Below are 24,455 nucleotides of genomic sequence, written 5' to 3'. Positions count from 1 at the left end.
CACAATTAAAGAGCCGCAGAGAATCGATGTGTGGAGGTTAAAATGAAATACAAGATTCTCTTTGTATGTCCTCTGTTTTTAATGGCACTCGCGGGATGCTCAGAGGGTTACGAAAAGAGTGGGGGCCAATGGGTCTGGTATGATGATTGGAATCAAGGTTCAGGCGATCGCCCGATGTTCTACCTGGATGACGCTGAGGGCGAACTGACGGAATTAGAAGATGCACGCTATGCCAAGACCGCAGATGAAGTCTATTATCGAGGAGCGAAGTTATACGAAGCCGATCCGGCGAGTTTCGAACTGCTTGAATATCCATTTTCTCGAGACAAACACAAAGTCTACTGCGGAACTATGTCTCTGGTAGACGCGGATCCTGATCACTTTAAAATATTACACAATGACAAACATATTGGAACACATTCACAAAAACATGTATTTAAGGAAGTATACGGAGACCATCCTGCTTTAGATGAAAACGGACGTGCAATTATCAAATCGACTTGGTCAAAAGATGACCAGCACATTTATCATGGTTACGGAATCGTCAAGGGCGCAGACGTTAATACCTTTAAGCCATTGACCGCCACTTATGGAAAAGATGAGAACAACGTCTACTACGAAACCCATCTCATCGACGGTGCAGACACAGCCACTTTCGAGGCTTCTAGTAACCACGCAGCAGAAGATAAGAACACTCGATTTAATGATGGAGAACCTGTTGGGCCCCCACGGATTAAAGACTGAGGTATTCAACACTCCCGAGTTGAAACTTTCTCGTGGACCTCTAACGATCTGGGAAGGCGGCGCGATACTCAATGAATCAAAAGTCGAGCACAATCAAAATCATCCGGGCTTATGATATCGATGATGATGACGACGGGTATCGCGTTCTGGTGGACCGGTTATGGCCTCGGGGTGTCAAGAAAGAGAGACTGGATCTGGACGAATGGGCCAAAGAGCTGGCTCCCAGCACCGATCTTCGAAAATGGTTCGATCATGACGCGGACAAGTGGGAAGAGTTCCAGAAGCGATACAAGAAGGAACTCTCAGAGAAGAAAGAGACTCGGGAGGAGTTGCTCAAAGCGGCAGGAAATAAAACCATCCTGCTTATCTATGCGGCGAAGGACGAAGAACATAACCACGCTCTCGTCCTTCGTGAACGTCTGCAGAAGGATCGCGAGAAGTAAAGACTATCTCGAACGGTAACGATCCCTGCATTGCCCGCTCATCGACCCTGTGAACAACTCCGCACTCTCAGTCTGAAATGCATCGGCTCCGTTTTCAAGCAGCATGAGTCCGGGCGAGTTCGCGTGGGACACCCTCAACCAGTTGGATAGAGCGATTGGCGTAGCTGGCGGTCTTTTCGTCGTGGGTGACCATCACAATCGTTCGTCCATCTTCATGGAATTCTGTCAGGAACGACATCACCTGTTTACGCGTTTCCGGATCGAGGTTCCCTGTAGGTTCATCCGCCAGAATGACTTGGGGGTTGTTCGCCAAGGTACGTGCCAACGCGACTCGCTGCTGCTGCCCCTGGCTTAACTCGGAGGGACGATGGTCGGTCCGATCTGCCAGTCCGACTCGTTCCAGCAATGCCATGGCCTGCTCTTTCTGTTGTGGAGCAGCCACACCACTCAGCATCATCGGAATCTGCACGTTTTCACATGCTGTCAACCAGGAGACGAGATTGAAGGTTTGGAATACGAAACCGATTTTCTGATTTCGTAACGCCGCTCGTTCTTCCAGAGAGAGGTCGTACAAAGAGACGCCTTCGAGTTCTACTTTTCCCGAAGTAGGAGCCAGCATCCCTCCCAGTACAGAAAGTAAAGTCGTCTTGCCACTGCCGCTCGGGCCGACAATCGCGAGAAAATCGTTGTCGGCAATTTCCAGGCTGCAATCATCGAGAGCCTTAATCGTATTTCCCCGTCGGTGATAAGACTGAGTGATCGAATCGAGATGGTACATTCCATTTTTCCTTTTTTATTAGAGGAGATTCTTCCTGAACCCCATTCAAATTGTTTCGTTCTACTTCACGGCTCGTTAATGAACCCAGTCAATATTCGTTCGCTATCTCATGTACGCTACTTCAGTCAGCGTCCTATCAGGCGTCATTGAAGACCAGACAAGGATCTACGCCTGCTGCTCTTCTTGCGGGGAAATAGCTGGCGCCCAACGCGACTGTTGTGGCAGAGAGAATTCCGATCAGGAATAGTTGAGGAACGGGAGAGACTTGAATACCAAGCAGGTTTGGGCCAAGGATGATGGCGAGAATCGTACCGGCGAAATATCCACCCAGCCCACCGGCGATGCCCAGTAGCAAGGCTTTTCCCAGGAACAGATTGGTTACGAAGCCACGACTGGCGCCCAGAGCCATCAGCGTTCCGATCTCTTTACGACGTTCCGTCACATTCGCGTACATCACGCTGGCGATGCTGGCGGCACCGACCAACAGCAGGATCGAGAAGAAGACCCAGGAAAGCCGCGACATCAACCCGTTCACCGCGACTTGCGTCTCCACAACTTGAGCAATCGTGATAATGCGTGTCTCGGGAAGTTCGGCGGAAAGGTTGGTGATCAAGTCACCGGCGGCTTCTTCACAGCAGGCCATGATTTCAATGACATTCACCACTGGGCCTGCTCCCGAAAGTTCCTGAACCCGGTGCAAGTGGGCGAATAAACGACTATCGTCCACAGTTCCCGTACTGGGTAAGACGGCGAGGACGTTGAATTCGTTTTCGAGTAGAGTCAGTTTTTCACCGGGTTTCACTTTCAGCTGAGAAGCGATATCACTTCCTAAGATCACATCGCTCTCATCCAGTGTCTGAATCGTTCGCGTACTTGCGAGCGATTGCGGAGAATTATCGGTGTCGACATTAGCCGCCGTAGGGCAACATCCACGATCAGTTCCCACAGCGTTCGTCAGCATACCGAGACCTTGCCAGGACGCTTTCTTCTGGAACTCGTTTTTGGGAAGAATACCGGTCAGAGTCACCGTCTGAGAATCGACGACGGCATCCACACACAATTTTGGAGCCAGGTTTTCTACTCCCGGTAGCTGTGCGAGTGCCAACCGAGTCACGAATTCTTCCGGCATGGTGCGACCATGCAGGTCGGCTGCATAGTAGTCCTGTAAGGTGACATCGGGCGGCAGCACCAGTACGTTTGCCCCCAGGGACTCCATATCATTATTGATTTTATCTTCAGAGAAGAGGGTGATGTTCTGAATCGCGACCAGGGCCATTACTCCCAGGGTGACTGCCGTCAAACTGGTCAACATCGGAGTTGGTCTTTGCCAGATCTCCTTGAGGATCATCGTTCGTAAATTCATGGAATCCATTCCTGATACTGTTAGGGACGCTTGAGAAATTATCTTGAGAAAATAAGGGTGTGGTAAATTCATTCCCGATGTGCGGAGGATTCGTTACCGGTTAAGACGCCGTGACAAGTCTAGCGCCGTTGAGGAGCCGAGCCGCTGGCTGACTTATTGTGTTTACAATTCTCGTCTTCACAACACTGTCCCGCGGCGGCCAGTTTCTCCGCCATCTCATTCTGTGTGACTTTCTCGTTGAACATCCCCACCATCACACCAGGAGGAGCAATGAAGGCGACTACAGCTGTTGACTGGTTTGTCGGAACCTTGAGTTGGTTCAGGAATTTGGCTTCCTGCTCGTCGGTGGCTAGAACAGGAATGACCCGGGTCCGATCCTGAAAGTGTTTGTCTTGTTTGAAATTGACAACACCCTGTGGGATAGACGCTTGAGCATTAGGCAGAACGCACAGAGCAACGAGTTTGTTATCCTGCAGAGTCTTCAGGCAGGTTGCCTGAACGGGAGAAACGATGCAAGCTAAAAGCTGCTGAGAAGAAACTTGTCGAGGCATCACGCTGCAGACAGCCCCGTTAGGAGCCAGGACCGCAACGGCAGGCAAGGGGAGACGAGTCACATCGAATCGTTTGATCAAAACTTGCTCGTTAGAGTCCGCCGCATTCACTGGAATGATGGCTGTATCTGTTCGCTTGGAAAGCGTAGCCGTAAGTGTTCCGTGCATCGCTTTGGTAGCGGCATCATTCGCTTTATAAAACAGGACATAAGAAAACTGATTGTTTTCCGCCGCCTGATTGACTGCCTGTTCGGCTGGGCTCGCGGCCTGGGCAGAAATCATCATCGAACTGATGATCGCGATTACAGCAGTGAAAATGGTGACATTCCTTGTCATCGTAAGACTCCTAAAGTAATTCTCGGATCGGTTTTGATTTATAACTCTTGTGAATTCAGATGATCCACATCGTGAGACTTGTCTCAGTAATATCGAACAACAATATACATCGCAGTGATGTTGTTGCTAATTGGAATGAGTCTGCTCCTTCAACGTAGGGCGGAGCGGTTTTAATGGTATCGTACACGCCAGCAAAACAAGCGTGAGGTCGTCCAACCGAGGAGCTTGACCACGATGAGATTCGATCTCCTGAAAGATTCCCTCGATTGCTAGATCGGTATCCTGTTTGGCATTGTCGGCCAGTATGCGAGAGAGTCTTTTCATGCCGAAGATCTTTCCACGTGCATCATGAACTTCTTTCGCTCCATCACTGAACATCAGCAGTCGGTCGCTCTCAGTCAATCGGACCTTGTGGGCATCCCAGCTCATGCTGGCGTCAATTCCAAGGAGTGTCCCTGTACTTTCCAGCATCTCTGTTTCGCCCGTCGCTCGCATCAGGACGGTCGGTTCATGACCGGCATTTGCATAGGCCAGTTCGCCAGTTGACGGGTTCCAGCTGGCCAGGAACATCGAGGCGAACGTACCCGGGAGTATCGAGGTTTCAAACCGGCGGTTGATTCGTGTCATCGCACTCAATAAATCGAACGAGCTTTTCTCGGATTCCGCCACTAGCAATGCTTTCAGCAGGGCGGCTCCCATTGCCGCGGGAACGCCATGCCCCATCACATCGGCCAGGCAGATCAGCCAGCGCCCGTCGGGGAGAGGGAGGAAATCGAAATAGTCTCCGGCTACATCTTCGGCTGGTTCAAAAATGCAGGCGGACTGTAGACCTGGAATATCAACTCCGTTGGGGAGAAGGTGCCTTTGTATTTGCCTCGCTTTGAGCATCTGCAATTGCTGTTGGCGGGAATTGTCCGCCAGTTTCTGGCTCATGGAATTGATTCCGGCCGCTAACTGCTGCATCTCCCAGGTGTCGAAGGTGGGAGCCTCCACACCGAATTTTCCATCGGAAATCTGTTGTACCGTGTGCAGTAGTCGCTTGATGGGATTCCCCACGATTCGCAACAGAATTCCGTTCACCATCAGTGCGGTAAACAGCCCGAGCCCACCGAGAACAACTGTTCGTAGAATGACTTCCTGCCGTGCGGATTCTCGAATGTTGTCGATAGTTTCTTCCACTTTGACCGCGACGCCATTTTCCGCATGTTTTCCAGAGATATATTCGTCGGTTCCCAGTTCCGAAGGGGCAGGACACTCCGAATTAACCGGAAGACTGCGGATGCATTTGTCACATTGTTCTGATGATCCTGTAAGTTTTACATTTTTCATATCAATCGTAATGTGGTGATGAGGCGACCAGGCACTTCGCATTTCACGGGTAACCGTATCGATATAGTTCTGCACGGCTACAATGTTGTGTTCGTCGGTCAAGTGGGATATGGCGGCGTGTACAGCGATCGCTTCGTCTTTCAGGCTGGCGCGTTTTTCACTAACTGCGTGCCGCATATCTCGTTCATATTGAAGTGTTAACAATCCACACAGCAGCACTCCCAACACCAAGTTGACTGTAAACAGCAGGTGCAGGCTGATGGATCGTTGTGTACTGCAAATAAGACGCCAGTAACGCATAAGTTTTACCTGAACATGATCGGAGTATCAGCTTCAATGCCGAAGGAGGACAGGCCGATTCTCTTCCTGAAAGGCCAATGGCTTGAGTCGTATACAACCAGGGGTAGGTTTTGCACCATTCAATCAGCAAGTCTGTTCTCATTCGTATCATCAGAGACAATCGACTTACTGGCTTAGTTCATCTACTTATTCAAGACGTTTCCCCCGTGATTGCGCTATAGCAAAAGAGGTAATCGAAGGCATCTTGATGTTAGACAGCTAAAACTGTAAACAACTAAGGCGCATCAGGTACGTATTCAAAAGTCGATGAATGAGGTTTCCCAAAGCAGTGGGACCCCAAAAGCGGCAGCTCATTATTCCTCTTTTATGGTGGAACGAGCTGTGATATCTGGCTGTTACAGTCGCCAGACCTGGAGAATAGACCGATTCTCGGCTACGGGAACGCTCCATTCATGAATGGACGAATAAGCAATTTCGAATTGAGTAGGGTATCCGGTGGATGCGTTGAGATTAGACACGAGGTCTAATGACTTACACCAGGTAGAGAATAACCGACCCTCTTCCATCCGATCACTTCGCAGAATCGAAACGAAATTGCACTTCTCATCATCACACCCTTTAGGCGAGTGATCACAGGGAGGAAATGAAGAACCGGCCCTGACATGTAGACTTGATTCGCTGTTTTCTTCATCCTCGCCACAGATGACAGCACAGCAAGCCTCACCTACGCAAGAGATCAAGTTGTGAGCACCGTTCTCAGTTGGACACTGCAGGCAGAAGCTGTGGCAACAGCATCCCAGGATGGCATTTAAGCCAACAACTGCGGTAGTCAAGATGGTCAGGATACTGTGAAACATGGGTAACTAATTCATTATTGCAGAAATCAAGTAGGCAATTCCTCAATATTTTTATCGACTGCACAGGGAAGCGCCTATAGCAATTCACCAACGACTTGTAGGGTTTATCACGATTTTGCCACCGTAATTACTTCACGCGCAGAGTAACCATGTCTCCCATAACAAGTTAGGGTTTTTGGACATAGCATCACTCTCTATACGCCGGATAAGGTCCCGGTGCTGGAACCAAATTCATCAGTCTCGATACCTAGTTTTTGCAGCATCGAAACAAACAGATTACAAAGCGGCGCATTTTCGTCGTGACGAAATGCGAGATGTTGACCATGTTGATAATCACCACCGGCCAATAGAATCGGCAGGTTGGTATTGTCGTGCGTATTTGCGTCCCCCATATTACTTCCGTACAGTACAGACGTGTAATCGAGAAGTCGTTGATCGCCTTGGGGTTTGCTCGCCAGATTTTGTAACAGTTTATGAAGCAAGCCCATCTGCTGTCGGTCGGCATCTTCAAGCTGAGCCAGCTTTTCTTCCGCTTGCCCATGGTGACTCAAGTTGTGGTAACCGTCACTAGTTTGCTGTCCCTCATGAAGTTGAAACGCGGGTGTAGCGAATGCATCCACCATCAAGGTGACGATCCGCGTGCAGTCCGATTCCAAAGCGAGTTGCGCCATGGAAAGCATCAGGTCAAACTTTTCAAAGAACAACTTCTGATCTTGAATGTCTTGAGGTTCCGGCTGATCGGTTACTGGCTTCGGTCGCAACTCCCATTCACGTTCTGATTCCAATCGCATTTCCACTTCACGAATTGATGTCAGGTATTGATCGAGCCGAGCACGATCTTCCTGTCCAAGTCGGATTTCGATTTTCCGCGTGTCGTCCATCAAGACATCAAGAATACTGCGGCGTTCTTCGAGTCGTTGCAGATGTTGCTTGATCGCCTTGGCCTCCTCTTGCACAAACATTTTGTGAAAAAGCACCGACGCACGATCTTCTGCCGGTAGTAATGCCCCATCTCGCGTCCATGAGAGGCTACGATTTGCTTTGTCGATATTGACGCCCAGGTTCAATGTCGAAAACCGGGTGACGGGGCCCAGTGCTTCGGCCGCATATTGGTCCAGAGAAATACTGTTTCGAAAACCACTGCGGGTCGGTCCCCTGGCGGCCGTCAGGAAACAATTCTCGGTGCTGTGCCCTCCAGCAACATCCGGATGCGAAAGGCCACTGATCACGCTGAAGTCATTACGAAAATCGGCGAGCTCGTTCAGGTAGGGGGAGAGTTGATAATCCTTGCCTGTATTTTCAGGGAAGAAAGGAGTGGATAGAATCCCCAGATTGTTTGAGATCATCAACATTCGCTGTGGAGGTTCAACCGGCTCTTCTCCTCTTACGGAGCGAGACGCGATCGATTCCAACCAGGGTAACGAGACTGTCACCCCTAACCCTTTCAGAAAACGGCGGCGGTTTAACTTATTCATCCTGGTTGACCTCGACCGGGGCAGACCCCAGAAAAATGCGGCTTTGAACCAAGCCGTGAATTAAGTTACGCACAGGATAATTCTCTGCCGCATTCGCATCGAGAATGCGTTCAATTTCCACTCGATCCGAAAAACGGACCGGTGTGCCCGTCGCGTATACCACAAACTGTTGCAACAGATTCCTTGCCAAGCCGCGAGTCTCTTTTAAGAGTAGTTGCTTTAATGCGAAGATGTCCTGGAACTCGCGACCGTCCAACAATTTCCCGGAGGCATCAACCGACGTCGCCAACGTATATTTGAAATCATGACCGGCGCGATCAATTCCTGAAACGGACTCTCCTTCTTCTAATCCGCGGTACTGGGTTCTCCAGCTTCCGAGGATATCAAAGTTTTCTAGTGCCAGCCCGACAGGGTCAAACCGAGCATGACATTTGGCACACGACTCCGATTCCGTATGCAGCGCGAGTAGTTCTCGAATCGTCTTTGCACCGCGAATGTCGGGTTCAACGGCGGGGACACTCGCTGGCGGAGGAGGAGGGGGTTGCCCCATCAAGCGATCCATAATCCAGGCGCCGCGAATAACGGGAGACGTAGATGTGCCATTGGACGTGACCTTCATAATTGCCGCCTGTGTCAATAGACCACCGTAAGGGCTTTCGGCCGGTAACGATACCTGTTGCAGTGCCGAACCCGAAATCGGTTCCAATCCGTAATGACTTGCCAGGCGGTCGTTGGCGTAGATGTAATCCGAGTCGATCAGGAAACTAACGGACAGGTTCTCGCGAATCATTGCCGAGAAGAACTGTCGTGGTTCGCGTTCCATCGATTCGATTAAATAGGAATCGAATCGGTATTCAGGATGAAGTCGCACGTCGGGTTCATCCCGGTTGACGTGCCGCAGGTTCAGCCAGTAGTCCGTGAAGTTGTTGACGAATCGATTAAAATACTTGCCCTCAATTAACCGATCGGTTTCCGCCCGCAATACTTCCGGGTCAGTAAGTCTTACTTCACGGGCCAACTCTCGCAGTTGGGCATCGGGTCGACTGTTGGTCAGAAAGTGAGATAACCGGGAGGCAACAGCATAGGTGTCGTCTGCGCCTGCGGGTTCCTGCAGGAAGAGTATATGTCCGGAACAGAGGAACGCCTTGTAGGCGGCCAGCATCGCCTCGGTGAACGTGGCTCCTTCTTGAATTCGTTGATGGACCAGTCCCTCGTAGCGAGAAACAACTTCCTCCGATACTGGCTCTCGAGAAGCTCGGTTGATGAATCGCTGGAGTAGGCGTTTCGCGTCTTGCTCTGGTTGTTCTGATATCACTTGTACCGGTAAGTGACTTGCCGGATCGGAAGTTTCAATCGGGAGTTCGTCGAACAGAACACGATGGGATTTCGGGGGCCATTCTTCCGGAGAAAGGGGACCTTCGATTTCGAGCCATTGAAATGCCACACCCGGCTGGCCCCCTTCAGGAAAAGGAGGATATCGATAAGTCGGTGGTCCACCATTCACATTCCGCGCGAGAGGAACGGGTAATCCCAACAGACTGTATTCAAAAGTCTCCTGTTCTTTCAGGTGGACAGTCGTTTCATAGCTTGCTTGCTCCGGCTGAATGTCGATCAAACCGCCCGTCGCTCGGACATCGCCGGAAACATCGGCCCCGGATGGTTTTCTCGCTCGAAAGGTCATGGGGATGGGAGTGGTTGCAGGCTTTAACTCATATCCTGGTAACTGTAGAACCGATCTGGCCGAAAATCGAACTCGATATTCGCCTGATCGCTTTGCGACAAATCCTGCCGGGTAACCGTAATAAGGCCAGTGAGCGGATCGAAACAGGGCGAGTTCAATGTTCTCGTCGTTGGGTGTTTCATCGACTTGTTTATTATCGAGTGCTTTCCCGTCGCGGGCAAAAAACATCGCTTCTCGATTTCCGAAAGTTGCCTTCACTGAAAACAAGCTTCGTCCGACGGCGCGAAAGGATATCTGCTCGGGAGGAACAACTCCGCTGGCGAGAGCATGCATCAGCGCCGCTTCGGTAGCATTCAGATAGGCCGTCAGTTGTACTCGAGTGATGTCGAGTGTTTCCGCAGTCTTGTTGAAATGAAATGCCTCCCGATCTTCCGGAACCATGTCGCGTATATCGAGCGAAGGGAGTGAGAGTAAATCACGCAGATTTTGCTGATATTCATCGCGGTTCAGTCGCCGCATCGGTCCACGTCCGGTTTCTGCCACTTCTTTGGCATCCGCTTCAAGCAGGGTGACAGACAGTGCCTGCACGAGTGAATTTCGCTGCTCGGCGGGCAAGTCATCGCTGTCGGGAGGCATCTCGCCCTGGTTGATCCGATCATGAATGCGAACCCACTGCTGGCGTCGTTGTCGGTCACTCAGATCATACGTCAGCGCAGAGAGATCAAGTCCACCCTCCGCATAATCGGAGTTATGGCAATCCACACACGTTTCCTGAATGACGTGTTTTACAACCGGAGGAGTCTCGGACGACTGGGCCCAAACCTGTACTGGTACCAGCAGAAGAGACCCGACGAAGATGCTGAGAATATTTTTCGTCGTCATCATGGAGAAACTCTTGAATAGTCCCAGTGGTAAGCCGTAATAGAATTCTGATTCAGAAGTCAAGAGTACAACATGCGCAGCAGAAGTCGCAACCTGTACTTTGTCAAATGCTCGACCGAGTGTAATCCCGGTGGAGCAGACTTACTTCATGGTGTGCCAAGAGGCTCAGCAGACCTCGCTCAGAATATGTGCAGTTGTGCTCATCTTATTCAAAGAATCTTCTGAAACGAAAATGCTTTGTATATAGGCAACTCGACTCCATCACCTGAACTCCGCCGCGGCACGAATGAGCAAAAGGTACAAAAATTGCGATAAAGGCAAGGTGACTCAAACTGTAACGAAAAGTCTCTCACACGTTTGAGAACTAATCTCTGATCCTTCTGATTTTCTTCAACACCCTGAACATTAAATAAAGCCCCCGGTACGCGCTCACTCTTTAAACCTCGGGCAAAGGAACACCCCTATGACTCTCATTATCTAACTATGCAATTTGATAACAAAGCGACTCGCATCCGACTATTCGATTTCTCGTCCCCACAAATGCGCGCCTTCCATATGTCGTGGTTCGCATTCTTCCTCTGCTTCTTTGCCTGGTTCGGCATTGCACCTCTGATGAAGGTGGTGCGTGAGGAAATGGACCTGACCAAAGCACAAATTGGTTGGTCTATTATCGGGTCGGTCTCTATTACCGTCATCGCCCGCCTGTTCATCGGATGGTTGTGTGACCGAATCGGTCCACGATATTCCTACACCGCATTATTGCTCGTGGGTTCTATCCCCGTCATGGCAATTGGCCTGGCTGACAATTTTACTACGTTTCTGATCTTCCGAATCGCGATTGGCATCATCGGTGCCTCGTTCGTGATCACTCAGTACCATACGTCAATTATGTTTGCTCCGAACTGTGTGGGTACAGCAAACGCTACCACGGCCGGGTGGGGAAACCTGGGCGGTGGAGTCACGCAGGCGATCATGCCGCTCATGTTCGCGGGGGTGATCGCCGTTCTGGGATGTACGGAAACGGTCGGTTGGCGGGTTTCGATGTTCATCGCGGGGGCCGTCTGCTTTTTGACCGGCATTGCCTACTACTTTATGACTCAGGATGCCCCGGAGGGCAATTTTAAAGAGTTGAGAGAGAGTGGCAAATTACCTCCTAAACAATCGGTTAAAGGCTCTTTCCTACATGCCTGCGCCGACTATCGTGTTTGGGTTCTCTTTCTGGTTTATGGTGCCTGCTTCGGAATCGAACTCACAATCAACAATACGTTGGCGCTCTACTTCGTCGACTACTTTGACTACTTCAAAGAGATGGACACGCTCAAAGCCGTTGGTATGGCCGGTATGTTTGCCAGTCTGTTCGGACTGATGAATATCTTTGCACGAACATTGGGTGGTTACTTCGGCGACAAGTTCGGCGACAAATGGGGCCTGAAAGGGCGAGTGCAATGGCTCTTCGTCACGCTGTTCTGCGAGGGATTGGCACTCATGTTGTTCTCGCAAATGTCGGTACTACTGCTGGCCATTCCTACGCTGGTCCTGTTTTCGCTCTTTGTTCAAATGTCGGAAGGAGCGACATTCTCGGTTGTGCCCTTCATTAACAAAAAGGCTCTGGGTTCTGTCGCTGGAATCGTCGGCGCTGGAGGAAACGCAGGAGCGATGACCGCCGGGTTCCTTTTCAAAGGTTCCCTTCCCTGGAATACCGCGTTTCTGATTCTGGGAGCAATCGTTACCTGTTGCGCCTTCTTAACGTTCATGATCAAGTTCACACAAGAGGCCGAAGTCGACGCCAAGACGGACCATGAGATAGCGGTTCAACGTCGGAACGATGAGATACGCCAGGAAAAAAGTCGACCCGTGGCAGAGGTGCTGGGGACGGCCTGAGTTATCCGGAAGACCTGACTCTTTCGCTCGATCTCGATTTCTTCTTCTCAATTGCTCTACTCACGGATGCCGCATTATGTCCGAAATGAACATTGTTCCCCCCGCAGAAAAACAAACTATTGTCGTCGTTGGAAACGGGATGGTGGGGTTACGCTTTTGTCAAAAACTTCTTGAATTCGATCTCCAGCAACAGTATCGGATTGTCACCTTCTGTGAAGAGATTCGCACGGCGTACGACCGTGTCGGTTTGACGAAATACTTCGAACACCGTGACGCCGAAAAACTGACGCTGGTCGATCCGAGTTGGTATACGCAAAGCGGAATCGAAATCCATATCGGTGATCGTGTTGAACGGATTAATCGGGAGACGAAAACCGTCCATAGTACCAAAGGTATCGATATCCCTTATGACAAACTTGTATTGGCAACAGGGTCGACTCCGTTTGTTCCGCCCGTCAAAGGAGTTGATAAGAAGGGTGTCTTTGTATACAGGACGATCGAAGACTTACAGGAAATCATCGAGTTTGCTCAAACAGCAAAATCCGCTGCAGTCATCGGCGGCGGATTGCTTGGGCTGGAAGCGGCTAAAGCTGCCTATGATCTGGGGCTGGAGACGCATGTTGTCGAATTCGCGCCACGCTTAATGGCGAGACAAGTGGATGAAAAAGGATCGCTCTATCTGGTGAAGAAAATCGCCGGGATGGGAGTTCAAATTCATCTGCAGAAATCATCAACCGAGTTTTGTGGAAATGGCCGTGTGACCGGGATCAACTTTCAGGACGAAACAGACCTGAATGTCGATATGATTATTGTCTCCGCCGGTATTCGACCGCGTGACGAACTCGCTCGCGACTGTGGTGTTGTTGTCGGTGAACGTGGTGGTGTGCTGATCGACAACAAAATGCAGACATCCGACCCTGACATCTACGCCATAGGAGAAGTGGCACTTCATGAAGGAATGGTTTATGGCCTCGTTGCACCCGGTTACGAAATGGCAGAGGCACTAGCGGCAAATCTGACTGGCGATGATCGTCAGTTTATGGGCGCCGATATGTCTACCAAACTGAAACTGATGGGCGTCGATGTCGCCAGCTTCGGTGACTATGCCAACGAATCAGACGACGTGGTCTCCATGGTTTTTGAAGATCCATTCTCAGGAGAATACAAAAAACTGATCTTCAATAAAGAAGGAACACAGCTGTTAGGCGGTATTCTTGTCGGTGATGCGTCCGACTATGGCACGTTATCTATCCTTGCCAAATCAGATGCTCCGTTACCCTGTACTCCTCAGGAGCTTCTAGTTGGATCCAAAGAAGGAAGTTCTGCGTTAGGTGGCGCGGACAGTATGCCGGATGATGCTCAGATCTGTTCCTGCAATAACGTCAGTAAAGAGGCCATTTGCTCCGCAATTCGAGTGCAGGAGTTGTGCTCTCTGGGGGATGTCAAATCCTGTACCAACGCGGGAACTGGTTGCGGTGGTTGCATTCCGCTGGTGACCGATCTCTTCAATGCCGAGATGGAAGCAGCCGGTATTGAGGTGAACAATAATCTTTGTGAACACTTCGCTTTCTCCCGAACAGAGTTGTTTAACATTATCAAGATAAAACAACTTAAAAAATTCGACGATGTGATCGCCGAATGCGGGGCAGGCAATGGTTGTGAAACCTGTAAACCTGCAGTCGCTTCGATCTTGGCCAGTTTGTGGAATGAGCATCTCTTCGAGCATGCAAGCTTGCAGGATACCAACGACCGCTTCTTTGCCAATATGCAGCGGGGAGGATTGTATTCCATCGTCCCGCGAGTACCGGGAGGAGAAATTACTCCTGAGAAACTGATTGTCCTTGGAAAGATTGGTAAGGAATATAACCTGTACACGAAAATTACCGGCGGACAACGGGTCGACCTGTTCGGGGCAGCACTCGAAGACCTTCCGACAATCTGGGAACGGCTGATCGATGCCGGATTTGAATCGGGCCATGCTTACGGGAAATCATTGAGAACCGTGAAAAGCTGTGTCGGCTCAACCTGGTGTCGATATGGCATCGGAGATTCGGTCGGCTTCGCCATTCGTATTGAAGAACGCTACCGGGGTCTAAGATCTCCTCACAAGCTAAAGGGAGCTGTCTCGGGGTGTGTTCGTGAATGTGCCGAAGCTCAATCGAAAGACTTTGGCCTCATTGCCACAGAGAATGGTTACAACTTATACATTTGTGGAAACGGTGGATCAAAACCTCGCCACGCCGATCTATTGGCATCGGACCTGGATGAAGCGACCTGCATTAAATATATCGACCGGTTCCTGATGTATTACATTCAGACCGCCGACAAACTGACGCGAACTTCCGTCTGGTTAGAAAAACTGGAGGGTGGGCTCGACCATGTGAAGGAAGTCGTAATTGATGACAAACTCGGTATTTGTGATGAACTCGAACGGATGATGCAGTTTCAGGTTGAGACTTATAAGTGCGAATGGACCGAAGTTGTCAACGATCCAGAGAAACGCCGCTGGTTCGAACAGTTCGTGAACACGGACGATAACGAACCGTATATCGAGATGATTGATCAGCGTGGTCAACAGCGTCCGGTCGACTGGAAATCGGATGGAGAAATCGTACAGCTGAGCATTCCGGAGCGAGAGGATGCTACTCCATTCAAGTACCAAGCCGAGGTCGCGCAGGCCGAGAATCAACTGTTGACCGAAGTCGAGAAATCCTGGGTACACGTCGGGACTGTTCGGGACTTCCCGCACGACGGAGGGGCAACGGTGAAATATGGCGAGATACAAATTGCCGTATTCAACTTCTCCAGCCGGGGAGAATGGTATGCGACACAGCAAATGTGTCCCCATAAACAGGCCTTCGTCTTGTCGCGAGGCATCATTGGAGATGCGGAAGGTGTCCCCAAAGTCGCATGCCCACTTCACAAGAAAACGTTCTCGCTCGATTCCGGCAATTGCTTGAATGATGAGGAATACGCGATCAATGTCTTTCCCGTGAAAGTAGAAGACCACAACGTGTTCCTCGAACTTCCCGTACCGGAAGTACTAAACGAAATCCTGGGTGAAAAAATGTGTGCTTCTACGGTATGTAACTCCTGATGTAGGGAATGGAATCGATTTAATAAGCCTATTGCGATATTGCCGCCCGCGCAACCATCCCGAATACAATACAAAGTAATCCCTTGCTTCACTCAACCGTTACATTTGAATCGAACATACAGGAGTCTCCCCACGACACGGTCACTGCTATCGTACGCAAGGAGCTTTCCAAGAAAGAACTTTTGAAGCTTCTTCTGGAAGAACAGAAAACATTAACGGCCGTCGAAGAGTTTTCCCAACAACATTTCAACGGGAGTCTACCCGCTCAGTCGAAATACTATTCGTCTCTCATCCCTGCCAGTAGTCCCGAAGAAGGACAGCAGTATGCATTCGAAGTCGATCTCGACCGTTGCTCAGGTTGCAAAGCCTGTGTCTCTGCCTGTCATTCACTCAACGGACTTGACGAAAAAGAGACCTGGCGCGATGTGGGCTTACTCGTCGGAGGCACCAACCAGAAACCGGTGATGCAGCATGTTACCACTGCCTGCCATCATTGCCTGGAACCCGGCTGCATGTCAGCTTGCCCTGTCGATGCCTATGAGAAAGACCCGGTCACCGGGATTGTAAAACATCTCGACGATCAATGTTTTGGTTGTCAGTATTGCACGCTCGCCTGCCCGTATGATGTACCGAAATATCATTCAGAAAAGGGGGTCGTCCGGAAATGCGATATGTGCAGTGACCGCTTAAAAGTGGGCGAAGCACCGGCATGCGTTCAAGCTTGTCCCCATGAAGCGATAAGTATCAATATTGTCGATATTCATCAGGTGGTGGAAGATTGTGAAACGAACACGTTTCTACCAGGGGCACCGGATCCCCATTTGACTCTACCCACCACTACTTATAAATCAAAAAATGTTTTCCCTCGAAATATGATTCCGGCCGATCATTATTCGGCGCACCCGGAACATGCTCACTGGCCGCTGGTTGTCATGCTGGTCCTGACTCAGCTTTCCGTCGGTGCTTTTATCGTGGGTTTTCTGCTCGAACGATTTCTGGCTTCTGAAATGGTTGATCTATTCCGGCCGTACCATTCAGTGACAGCTCTAGGAATCGGCTTGCTGGCTCTGGTTTCCAGTACATTTCACTTAGGCCGTCCTCAGTTTGCCTATCGGGCATTCATCGGACTGAGACATTCCTGGTTGAGTCGGGAGATCGTCACCTTCGGACTGTTCGCCAAGCTGGCGATCCTCTACGCAGCGCATGCCTGGTTGAGCCCCATCTACTTTCCGCAATACATGAACTGGTCCAATACAATCGCCTGGGGAGTAATGATCTCCGGGGTCTCCGGTGTTTTCTGCTCGATGATGATTTACGTTTTCACCAAGCGGGTCTTCTGGTCGGTCTCTTTTACCGGTACCAAGTTCTTTATGACTTCTTTGATTCTCGGCCTCGCCGCCTGTCGGTTACTGTTAACATTGATTGCTTTTACCAGCAGCGAACCCGCCATGACCGACTTTCTGTATCGTGCCTCTCCCATCATTGATACTTCATTATTGGCTGCGATGGCGGTCAAACTTGTTTTTGAAGGTTCACTTCTCTTTCATTTGCGAAGTCGGCAAGTTACCTCGCTTAAGCGAACAGCTTTGCTCATGACACGTCAATTGCTTACTGCCACGATGCTTCGATTCAGCTTCGGAATTCTGGGAGGGTGCTTCTTACCGCTTCTGCTGATTATGAATCACACTCCAGAGCAGACAGGGTCGGGCTTGGCGTTGATCATTGCGAGTATCATGTTTGGTGTCGCGACGATGGGCGAACTCTTCGAACGCTATCTCTACTTTGCTGCCGTTGCTCCATCCCGTATGCCGGGAGGTTTTCGATCATGACTCTCCCTCCAGAATCTACCCCTACTATGGAACCCGAAACGACAAGCGTCGACCCCTCGCTTTTAAAAAAAGTCACTGATACGGCCTGGTCATTCATCCGTCAGAAAGAAGGTAAACTGACTCGGGAACTTCTACTTGAGCCAGGCGGGTTTGGTCTCGGTAAAGTTCCGGCACGGCTTGCGCCCGACGCGACAACGACCGCCGTTTGCGGCTATTGTTCAACGGGATGCGGGCTAAAGATTCATTTGAAAAATGGGGAAGCAGTCAATCTGACGCCGAACACTGAATACCCCGTGAATCTAGGTATGGCCTGTCCCAAAGGGTGGGAGGCACTCAATGTACTGAACGCTCCCGATCGCGGGACGACTCCCCTGTTAAAGAACGCGAAGTCTGGAAGACTGGAGCCGGTCGACTGGGACATAGCCCTCGCCAGCTTTACAGATCGATTCAAGGCGATCCAGGAAAAGCATGGTCCGGCTTCGGTCGCGTTTCTCAGTACGGGACAATTACCGACGGAAGAGATGACCTATCTGGGATCACTTGCCAAGTTCGGCATGGGTATGTTGCATGGAGATGGGAATACCCGGCAGTGTATGGCCACTGCCGTCGTCGCTTATAAACAAGCCTTCGGATTCGATGCGCCCCCCTATACTTATCAGGACTTTGAAGAATCAGACACGATTGTTCTCGTCGGAAGCAATCTCTGCATCGCTCATCCCATCATGTGGGAACGGGTAATGCGAAACCCGCATAGCCCGGAAATCATTGTCCTTGATCCACGCATGACCGAAACAGCGATGCAGTCGACCATGCATTTTCCGATAAATCCCAAGTCAGATCAGACGTTGTTGTACACCATCGCGAATATACTGGTTCAAAATAACTGGATCGATTGGGAGTTCGTGAATGAACATACTAATGGCATTCATGAATTCATCGAGTTCATTGAACCATTCACTTTGGAACGGGCTGAAACAGAGACCGGGATTCCACAGAGAGATATTAAACAACTAGCGCTCAAAATCCACGAAGGTAAGCGAGTCTCCTTCTGGTGGACCATGGGCGTGAATCAAAGTTATCAGGGAGTCCGCACGGCTCAGGCGATCATTAATCTTGCCCTGATGACGGGTAATATTGGACGACCAGGAACCGGAGCCAATTCGATTACCGGGCAGTGTAACGCGATGGGCTCCCGGCTCTACAGCAATACAACCAGCCTGTTAGGCGGACACGACTTTACGGTTCCTGAACATCGCGAAAAAGTCGCCGGTATCCTGGGGATCGATTCACAATTGATTCCGGATCAAAACAGCAAAGCGTACAACGAGATCATGGAAGGAATCCTGCGTGGAGAGATCAAAGGCTTATGGGTCATCTGCACCAATACGGCTCATTCCTGGATCAACCAGAGTCAGACCAAGGACATTTTGAGCCGCTTAGATTTTCTAGTCGTGCAGGACATGTACCACTCTACCGAAACGGCACAGATGGCAGACCTCTTCCTTCCGGCCGCTGGCTGGGGCGAAAAAGAGGGAACGTTCATCAACTCTGAGCGACGTTATGGTTTACTTAAGAAAGTAAAAACAGCTCCGGGAAATGCTCTATCCGATTTCAATATTTTCCGGTTGATCAGCAAGTACTGGGGTTGCGATCAGTTGTTTGAAAAGTGGCAATCTCCGGAAGACGTGTTTCAAACCATGAAACAACTATCCATCGGGCAACCATGCGACATCACTGGTATCAAAGATTACAAAATGCTGGACCGGCTCAATGGAGTCCAATGGCCGGCGGCGACCGATGCGGCCGAACTCGGATCGCAACGTCGATTGTTCGAAGATGGACGTTTTTATCATGAAGATGGCCGCGCGAGATTCCTGTTTGAGGAACCGAAGCCACTTTCAGAGCCAACCAGCTCGGCCTATCCCTTCATCCTGAATACCGGACGAGGAACGGCGTCGCAGTGGCATACACAGACCCGAACGAGCAAGTCGGAAGTACTGAAGAAACTATATCCAGAATCAATTTATGCCGAACTCAATCCGCAGGATGCTCGTGAACTTGGTGTGGTCTCAAACGATTGGATCGTCGTGAAATCGCAACGGGGTCGACTACGGGCCAAAGCCTTCGTTACCCAAGCGGTCAGGCCCCGCCAAATCTTTATTCCTATGCACTACAAAGAGACCAACGTCCTCACGGATGCGGTCTTCGATCCCTATTCCAAGCAACCCTCATACAAAACCTGTGCTGTTAAGGTTCACTTGGAAGGCAAGCTCTCCTGAGCTTGGAATTGCTTATTGAACTGCCCATCTGTGATGCTTGAGAGGAGATACAGTATGTCGACTGGGGAAACCGTCCAAAGCATTGTTTATTTAAACGGAGCCAGAGTTTCTGACGACTTTTCGGCATTCGGGACCGTGAACCTAATTCAAAGGCATCACGCTTCAAAGGTGTCACGACAGTGAGACTTACGACCACTTAAAGCGATTGATGACGGATTCGTACCAGGCGATATCCTTCGGGTTTGGATTCGAGAGTGTCGATCCAATGGAAGTTCTGCCATTGATAGCGCACTTGAAGCCGTTGCACCTGTTGTTGAAGTAATGACTGCAGGGCCAGTTTCAATTGTTCGACGGATGTGGCTTTCGCGAGGGAAGGACGTGCTGTGGCGCTAGTCCGCTGGATCAACTGAATGTCACTGGCGAAAGCTCCCAGGTCCGCGAAGAGTTGTGAGACCTGCGGTGCGTCGAGTATTGCCTCTCGCATCGGTGGGAGTTCAGATAAGTCCATGCCGTCATGATTGACGGGAGGAGGAACTTCTCGTAGTGCATGCGTGTCGTGCCCCATGTTCTCGTCCGAGGGGGCGATGGGAGTGGGGGGCGATGTCGCCTGGGGTGTTTTCTCTTTCGGCAGGCAGAGACGAAACCACTCGCGCCGCGACATCTGTGGTGAATCAGTCATTGTTATCTTCTTCTGTTCCGTCCGATGATTTGTTCGTTTTAATGGCGGGGGGAGGTAGAAACTGTGGTGTTGAGAAAAGGAACTTCGTCTGGTCCAGTTCTGCCGACGGGGCGTGGCATTGCATGCAGTTATGGCGCCACGGATGGGTCGTTCTCATTCCATGTAACCCAGTCATGCCATGGCAACTCATGCAGTTTGACCGCATCCAGGTCGGGTGAGGGATTTGAGGCGGGGCTAGGGGAAAAGCTCGTGGCCCTTCTTCGGGAGCAGGCAGACCGACGAAAGTATTCTCCCGGAACAAAGTCGGCTCCATGGTCTCCGGCTTTTGCTGAACATGACATTGCAAACAGTTGGCGAGAAACTGGTGAGACATCTGAGGGATTCGCAGCGAGGTTGTTTTGGCCCCTTCCCCATGGCAGGCCATACACGACTGAGTGGCGTTATCGACGACCGGATGAGGGACTGTCGGAGGCGCTCCATTGAACGCCCGGTTGAAGTCCCGTTGTTTCAAGGCTGCATCTTTCTCAGCGATGTTGACGGTAATCTCTTCTACAGGATTCAGGACAGGCCGAATGTTTGACAGACTGGCGGTGACGACTTCCGTCCGACTCAGGTTGGCCATGGGCATGGCGGCGTAGCTGGTCGCGGGAATCACTCGAAACCCCTTGGGATGCGAGGAGTCTTCCAAAGGGAAGTGATGCGACTGCGCTGTCGAATTGGTGACCGGATTCATGGGAGACTGCAAACCGGTGAAATAACCTGTTATTGCTGTGGCTACGACAATAAAAGAGAGCAGAATCTGAATTCTCGATATCTGTTCCGTTTCCATGAATTACCCCTGAGCCCTACTAATCTTAACGGCCGATTTTTTGTAGTCGGGTTGTTTCGAGAATGGGTCAAAGGCATCCAGTGTCAAATCGTTGACGAGAATCGTTTCATCAAAGAAAGGTATAAAAACAGTGCCCGGCGGACAGGCCGCTCTTCCATTGATCCAGACAGGTATATTGAGTGAGCCTCGTCGCGATTCCACGAGGGCGATATCACCATTATTAAGATGCAAACCTTCCGCATCGTCAGGGTGTATTTCGAGGTAGGCACCGGGCATGGCGCGGCTCAACTCCGGAATACGCCTGGTCATCGATCCCGAGTGCCAATGTTCCAGTACGCGTCCGGTGGTCAGCATGAAGGGGTATTCTTCATTGGGAACTTCTGCCGGGGGAACCCAGGGGTGAAACCAGATTTGCGCCCGATCGTCGTGGGTGCTGGAGTGGTAGAATTGGATTCCTTTTCCCTCTTCTACGAATGGATCAAATTCTTCGCTGAATCGAAACTTCGTTTCCTGCCACTGGTCTCCCTGTTGTACGACAGGCCAGCGTAACCCGCGGGCTTTGACGTACTCTGAGTAGGGAGCGAGGTTCTTATGCTTCATGAATGAGAATTCACGGTACTCGTTGAATAAGTGCTCGTCGACGTTCACATCGTAATAGTGTTCCCATTCCCAAATAGGGATGGATTCTCCACTGTCGTCTTTGACATTAAACAGAAATTCTCCATCACGATCTTTCATACCTTCAACACGACGTTCATGGAGTCGATGGGCGACGGCAATGGTTTGCCAGCAATCGTCGCGGGCATCCCCAGGGGGATCGATCATTTTGAACCACTGTTGAGTGCGGCGTTCGGAGTTTCCAAAGACACCATTCTTCTCCACCCACATCGCAGAGGGCAGAATGAGATCAGCCAGGCGAGTTGTTGCAGTGGGATAAACATCACTGACAATCAGAAACTTGTCCTTCAGTCGTTTGCGATCCTCAAGTGGGTTGAAGAGCTTGTTCAAATGAGGCAATGTCTGGCCGGGGTTGGTCACTTGAACCCAGATCGTATCGATATCGCCTCCCTCATCGGATGGAGTACAAAACTTGTCCCACATGGCGACGGTATGGGCTCCCGGAACGGGATTGATGCGTCCTTCCGGAAGATTCCATAACTCTTCCGACTGCGCACGATGCTCGGCGTTCTCGATTAGCCGACCGCCTGGTAACGTGTGGCAGAGCGTACCTACTTCACGCACAGTTCCACATGCCGAAGGTTGTCCCGTCAGGCTGGTGGGGGCATCGCCCGGTTTACCGAAGTGACCACTCAGAAGATGTACACCATGCACCATACTATTGATTGCCGTGCCTCTCGTGTGCTGGTTCATTCCCATGCACCAGAGAGACGTGATTTTCAATTTCGAATTGCCAAACAGGTCAGCCAGCATCCGAATCTGATCGGCCGGAACGCCGGACAGTTCTTCGACCTTCTCCGGGGTATAAGGTTCCAGTAGTTTCTTATATTCCTCAAAGGTGATCGGTTTTCCGTGCAGTGTTGGGTTTTCATCCTCGGGCGATTTGAAGTTGCAGAACGAGTCGACGAATTTCTGGTCGTACGTTTTGTTTTTGATCAACAGGTGAGCGATCCCATTGGCGATTGCCATATCACCATGTCCAACCATCTCCAGATAATGCTGACATTCTTGCGTTGTTCGTGTGCGCCGAGTCCCAATATCGATGAGCGTTATTTTCTCGCCGCGGCTTCTGCGATCGATTACGCGAGAGAACAGAACGGGGTGCATTTCCGCCGGGTTGTTGCCCCACATGATGAGGACGTCGCACGCATCGAGATCGTCATAACAACCTGCGGGTTCGTCGACACCATAGGTTGCCAGAAAACCAGTTACCGCCGAGGCCATGCATAACCGGGCATTTGGATCGAGATGATTGTTGGAGAGGCCTCCCTTCATGAACTTCTGCGCGGCGTATCCTTCGGGGATCGTCCATTGCCCCGATCCGTAGAAGGCGAATCGTTCCGGTGCCGATTCAATTCGATCAGCAATGACATTGATGGCCGTATTCCAGGAAATTTCCTGATATCGGTCACCACGTCGCAGCAGGGGTTTGGTCAGTCGATCTTTGCCGTACAATGCAGAGCCAACGTGATACCCTTTCACGCACAGAAGACCTTTGTTGACTTCCGCGTTTTTATCTCCTGCGACCGCAAACACCTTGCCATCTTGAACGCCGACTTGCACATGGCAACCTGTTCCGCAGAACCGGCAAGGGGCTTTGTTCCAGTTGACTGCAGAATGGGCATCGGCAGCATTCAGGATAGGCAGTGACATCGTCGTGCCGTGGGCGATGGCTGTCGCTGCTGCCATTGCCGACTGTTTTATAAACAGTCGCCGCTGTGTGTCGACGGTCGTGGATTGCGTGGAGGTTTTCATTCACAGACCATTCTGAGATTAGACTCTGAGTTTCGTCGTTCGTTGTTACAGACAACTTCCTTAAGCGTCAACTTCTTCAGCCGTTTATTTGTTCACTGACATCTTCGTAATGAACGTAGACAACATCGACAAATCGTACCTGAGGATGATCCTGCAGGTGGTGTGTCACTGTTTCGAGCTCCTTCGGATTCTCGGCTTCAATTGTCATCGGCACGCGTGAATTCCCTGGAAGGCAGTGACCGATTTCGATTTGAGGATGACTCGCCAGAGTCTCCAAAATGACAGGCTGTTCATCGCACTCGTTTTCGAATGTAACTACCACACTGGCGATCATGTCGGCTGCCGTTTTAGAGAGAAATCGAGGGAGAGAGAGAACAGAATAAACTGTTCACAACGAAATCGATTAACAGAAAAATGTTGCCATCTAAGAAATAAAAGCTTACAAGTAAAAGCATGATATCGTCAACACGCATCTACAGCTTCAATCTTACTGAAGGTGACAACCAACTTCCGTCAAGTGTGATTCAACCGTTTATTTCCGTAGGAAATGAGGGGTTCGGTATCTACAAGTTATGCCCGATTCCATGAATATTGCAAGCTTAAAACAAACATTAAAGCGAGATCGTATTTACACATCATTAACAGTCGAAAATGTCTTTAATGACGTGCAGTTGACAGCGATCACTTAG

Annotated in this window: 16 protein-coding genes; 6 read left to right on the top strand and 10 right to left on the bottom strand. The window is 50.5% G+C overall.

Annotation, left to right across the window (positions count from 1 at the left end):
- The first annotated feature begins 42 nt into the window (after nucleotides 1–42).
- Both Pla110_RS19840 and Pla110_RS19835 read left to right on the top strand, forming a co-directional pair.
- Complete coding sequence (locus Pla110_RS19840; RefSeq protein WP_144998460.1) at nucleotides 43–744, top strand: DKNYY domain-containing protein; 702 nt, start codon at nucleotides 43–45, stop codon at nucleotides 742–744.
- Between the two features lie 71 nt (nucleotides 745–815).
- Nucleotides 816–1,187: a DUF488 domain-containing protein gene (locus tag Pla110_RS19835; protein WP_144998458.1), complete on the top strand. Its 372-nt coding sequence runs from the start codon at nucleotides 816–818 to the stop codon at nucleotides 1,185–1,187.
- Nucleotides 1,188–1,281: 94 nt separating this feature from the next.
- Here the strand turns inward: Pla110_RS19835 and Pla110_RS19830 are convergent, their stop codons facing one another.
- The 6 genes from Pla110_RS19830 to Pla110_RS19805 all read right to left on the bottom strand — a co-directional run bounded on the left by Pla110_RS19830 (nucleotide 1,282) and on the right by Pla110_RS19805 (nucleotide 10,742).
- A complete protein-coding gene (locus Pla110_RS19830; RefSeq protein WP_144998455.1) occupies nucleotides 1,282–1,965 on the bottom strand; it encodes an ABC transporter ATP-binding protein in 684 nt (227 codons plus the stop codon).
- A 136-nt stretch (nucleotides 1,966–2,101) separates the two neighbouring features.
- Nucleotides 2,102–3,328, bottom strand: a complete 1,227-nt coding sequence (locus Pla110_RS19825; RefSeq protein WP_144998453.1) for an ABC transporter permease — start codon at nucleotides 3,326–3,328, stop codon at nucleotides 2,102–2,104.
- Nucleotides 3,329–3,447: 119 nt separating this feature from the next.
- The gene (locus Pla110_RS19820) at nucleotides 3,448–4,215 is read right to left on the bottom strand and encodes a hypothetical protein (RefSeq protein WP_144998451.1); all 768 of its coding nucleotides are present in this window, start codon (nucleotides 4,213–4,215) and stop codon (nucleotides 3,448–3,450) included.
- Nucleotides 4,216–4,341: 126 nt separating this feature from the next.
- Nucleotides 4,342–5,844, bottom strand: coding sequence for a PP2C family protein-serine/threonine phosphatase (locus tag Pla110_RS19815; protein WP_144998448.1), 1,503 nt, complete (start codon nucleotides 5,842–5,844; stop codon nucleotides 4,342–4,344).
- Nucleotides 5,845–6,895: 1,051 nt separating this feature from the next.
- The gene (locus tag Pla110_RS19810; protein WP_144998446.1) at nucleotides 6,896–8,176 is read right to left on the bottom strand and encodes a DUF1552 domain-containing protein; all 1,281 of its coding nucleotides are present in this window, start codon (nucleotides 8,174–8,176) and stop codon (nucleotides 6,896–6,898) included.
- Nucleotides 8,169–10,742 (bottom strand): DUF1592 domain-containing protein, encoded by a 2,574-nt coding sequence (locus Pla110_RS19805; RefSeq protein WP_144998444.1) that lies wholly within the window; start codon nucleotides 10,740–10,742, stop codon nucleotides 8,169–8,171. The genes Pla110_RS19810 and Pla110_RS19805 overlap by 8 nt, the downstream gene beginning before the upstream one ends.
- A 480-nt stretch (nucleotides 10,743–11,222) precedes the next feature.
- On the opposite strand from Pla110_RS19805, the gene Pla110_RS19800 reads away from it, so the two are divergent.
- From Pla110_RS19800 to Pla110_RS19785, 4 genes are all read left to right on the top strand, one after another.
- On the top strand, nucleotides 11,223–12,620 hold the full coding sequence (locus Pla110_RS19800) for an MFS transporter (RefSeq protein ID WP_144998442.1): 1,398 nt from the start codon (nucleotides 11,223–11,225) through the stop codon (nucleotides 12,618–12,620).
- Between the two features lie 76 nt (nucleotides 12,621–12,696).
- The gene (gene nirB, locus Pla110_RS19795; protein ID WP_231742650.1) at nucleotides 12,697–15,717 is read left to right on the top strand and encodes a nitrite reductase large subunit NirB; all 3,021 of its coding nucleotides are present in this window, start codon (nucleotides 12,697–12,699) and stop codon (nucleotides 15,715–15,717) included.
- An 83-nt stretch (nucleotides 15,718–15,800) separates the two neighbouring features.
- Nucleotides 15,801–17,546 (top strand): DmsC/YnfH family molybdoenzyme membrane anchor subunit, encoded by a 1,746-nt coding sequence (locus Pla110_RS19790; RefSeq protein WP_231742647.1) that lies wholly within the window; start codon nucleotides 15,801–15,803, stop codon nucleotides 17,544–17,546.
- A complete protein-coding gene (locus Pla110_RS19785) occupies nucleotides 17,543–19,825 on the top strand; it encodes a molybdopterin oxidoreductase family protein (RefSeq protein ID WP_231742638.1) in 2,283 nt (760 codons plus the stop codon). Before Pla110_RS19790 ends, Pla110_RS19785 begins: the two co-directional genes overlap by 4 nt.
- A 196-nt stretch (nucleotides 19,826–20,021) precedes the next feature.
- Here the strand turns inward: Pla110_RS19785 and Pla110_RS19780 are convergent, their stop codons facing one another.
- The 4 genes from Pla110_RS19780 to Pla110_RS22720 all read right to left on the bottom strand — a co-directional run bounded on the left by Pla110_RS19780 (nucleotide 20,022) and on the right by Pla110_RS22720 (nucleotide 23,980).
- A complete protein-coding gene (locus Pla110_RS19780; RefSeq protein WP_144998440.1) occupies nucleotides 20,022–20,504 on the bottom strand; it encodes a hypothetical protein in 483 nt (160 codons plus the stop codon).
- Complete coding sequence (locus Pla110_RS19775) at nucleotides 20,497–21,333, bottom strand: diheme cytochrome c precursor (protein ID WP_144998438.1); 837 nt, start codon at nucleotides 21,331–21,333, stop codon at nucleotides 20,497–20,499. Before Pla110_RS19775 ends, Pla110_RS19780 begins: the two co-directional genes overlap by 8 nt.
- Nucleotides 21,334–21,336: 3 nt before the next feature.
- Nucleotides 21,337–23,766, bottom strand: coding sequence for a molybdopterin-dependent oxidoreductase (locus Pla110_RS19770; RefSeq protein ID WP_144998436.1), 2,430 nt, complete (start codon nucleotides 23,764–23,766; stop codon nucleotides 21,337–21,339).
- Nucleotides 23,767–23,842: 76 nt separating this feature from the next.
- A complete protein-coding gene (locus Pla110_RS22720; RefSeq protein WP_197440319.1) occupies nucleotides 23,843–23,980 on the bottom strand; it encodes a hypothetical protein in 138 nt (45 codons plus the stop codon).
- Nucleotides 23,981–24,455: the final 475 nt, after the last annotated feature.

The organism is Polystyrenella longa, assembly GCF_007750395.1.
GTDB lineage: Bacteria > Planctomycetota > Planctomycetia > Planctomycetales > Planctomycetaceae > Polystyrenella > Polystyrenella longa.
This window is presented reverse-complemented; position numbering and strand designations above follow the sequence as displayed.

Coding starts and splice junctions, on each gene's coding strand:
- Pla110_RS19785 (WP_231742638.1), top strand. CDS start 17,543: ATGACTCTCCCTCCAGAATCTACCCCTACTATGGAACCCGAAACGACA.
- Pla110_RS19815 (WP_144998448.1), bottom strand. CDS start 5,844: ATGCGTTACTGGCGTCTTATTTGCAGTACACAACGATCCATCAGCCTG.
- Pla110_RS19780 (WP_144998440.1), bottom strand. CDS start 20,504: ATGACTGATTCACCACAGATGTCGCGGCGCGAGTGGTTTCGTCTCTGC.
- Pla110_RS19805 (WP_144998444.1), bottom strand. CDS start 10,742: ATGATGACGACGAAAAATATTCTCAGCATCTTCGTCGGGTCTCTTCTG.
- nirB (WP_231742650.1), top strand. CDS start 12,697: ATGTCCGAAATGAACATTGTTCCCCCCGCAGAAAAACAAACTATTGTC.
- Pla110_RS19800 (WP_144998442.1), top strand. CDS start 11,223: ATGCAATTTGATAACAAAGCGACTCGCATCCGACTATTCGATTTCTCG.
- Pla110_RS19770 (WP_144998436.1), bottom strand. CDS start 23,766: ATGAAAACCTCCACGCAATCCACGACCGTCGACACACAGCGGCGACTG.
- Pla110_RS19820 (WP_144998451.1), bottom strand. CDS start 4,215: ATGACAAGGAATGTCACCATTTTCACTGCTGTAATCGCGATCATCAGT.
- Pla110_RS19835 (WP_144998458.1), top strand. CDS start 816: ATGAATCAAAAGTCGAGCACAATCAAAATCATCCGGGCTTATGATATC.
- Pla110_RS19840 (WP_144998460.1), top strand. CDS start 43: ATGAAATACAAGATTCTCTTTGTATGTCCTCTGTTTTTAATGGCACTC.
- Pla110_RS19825 (WP_144998453.1), bottom strand. CDS start 3,328: ATGAATTTACGAACGATGATCCTCAAGGAGATCTGGCAAAGACCAACT.
- Pla110_RS19810 (WP_144998446.1), bottom strand. CDS start 8,176: ATGAATAAGTTAAACCGCCGCCGTTTTCTGAAAGGGTTAGGGGTGACA.
- Pla110_RS19775 (WP_144998438.1), bottom strand. CDS start 21,333: ATGGAAACGGAACAGATATCGAGAATTCAGATTCTGCTCTCTTTTATT.
- Pla110_RS19830 (WP_144998455.1), bottom strand. CDS start 1,965: ATGTACCATCTCGATTCGATCACTCAGTCTTATCACCGACGGGGAAAT.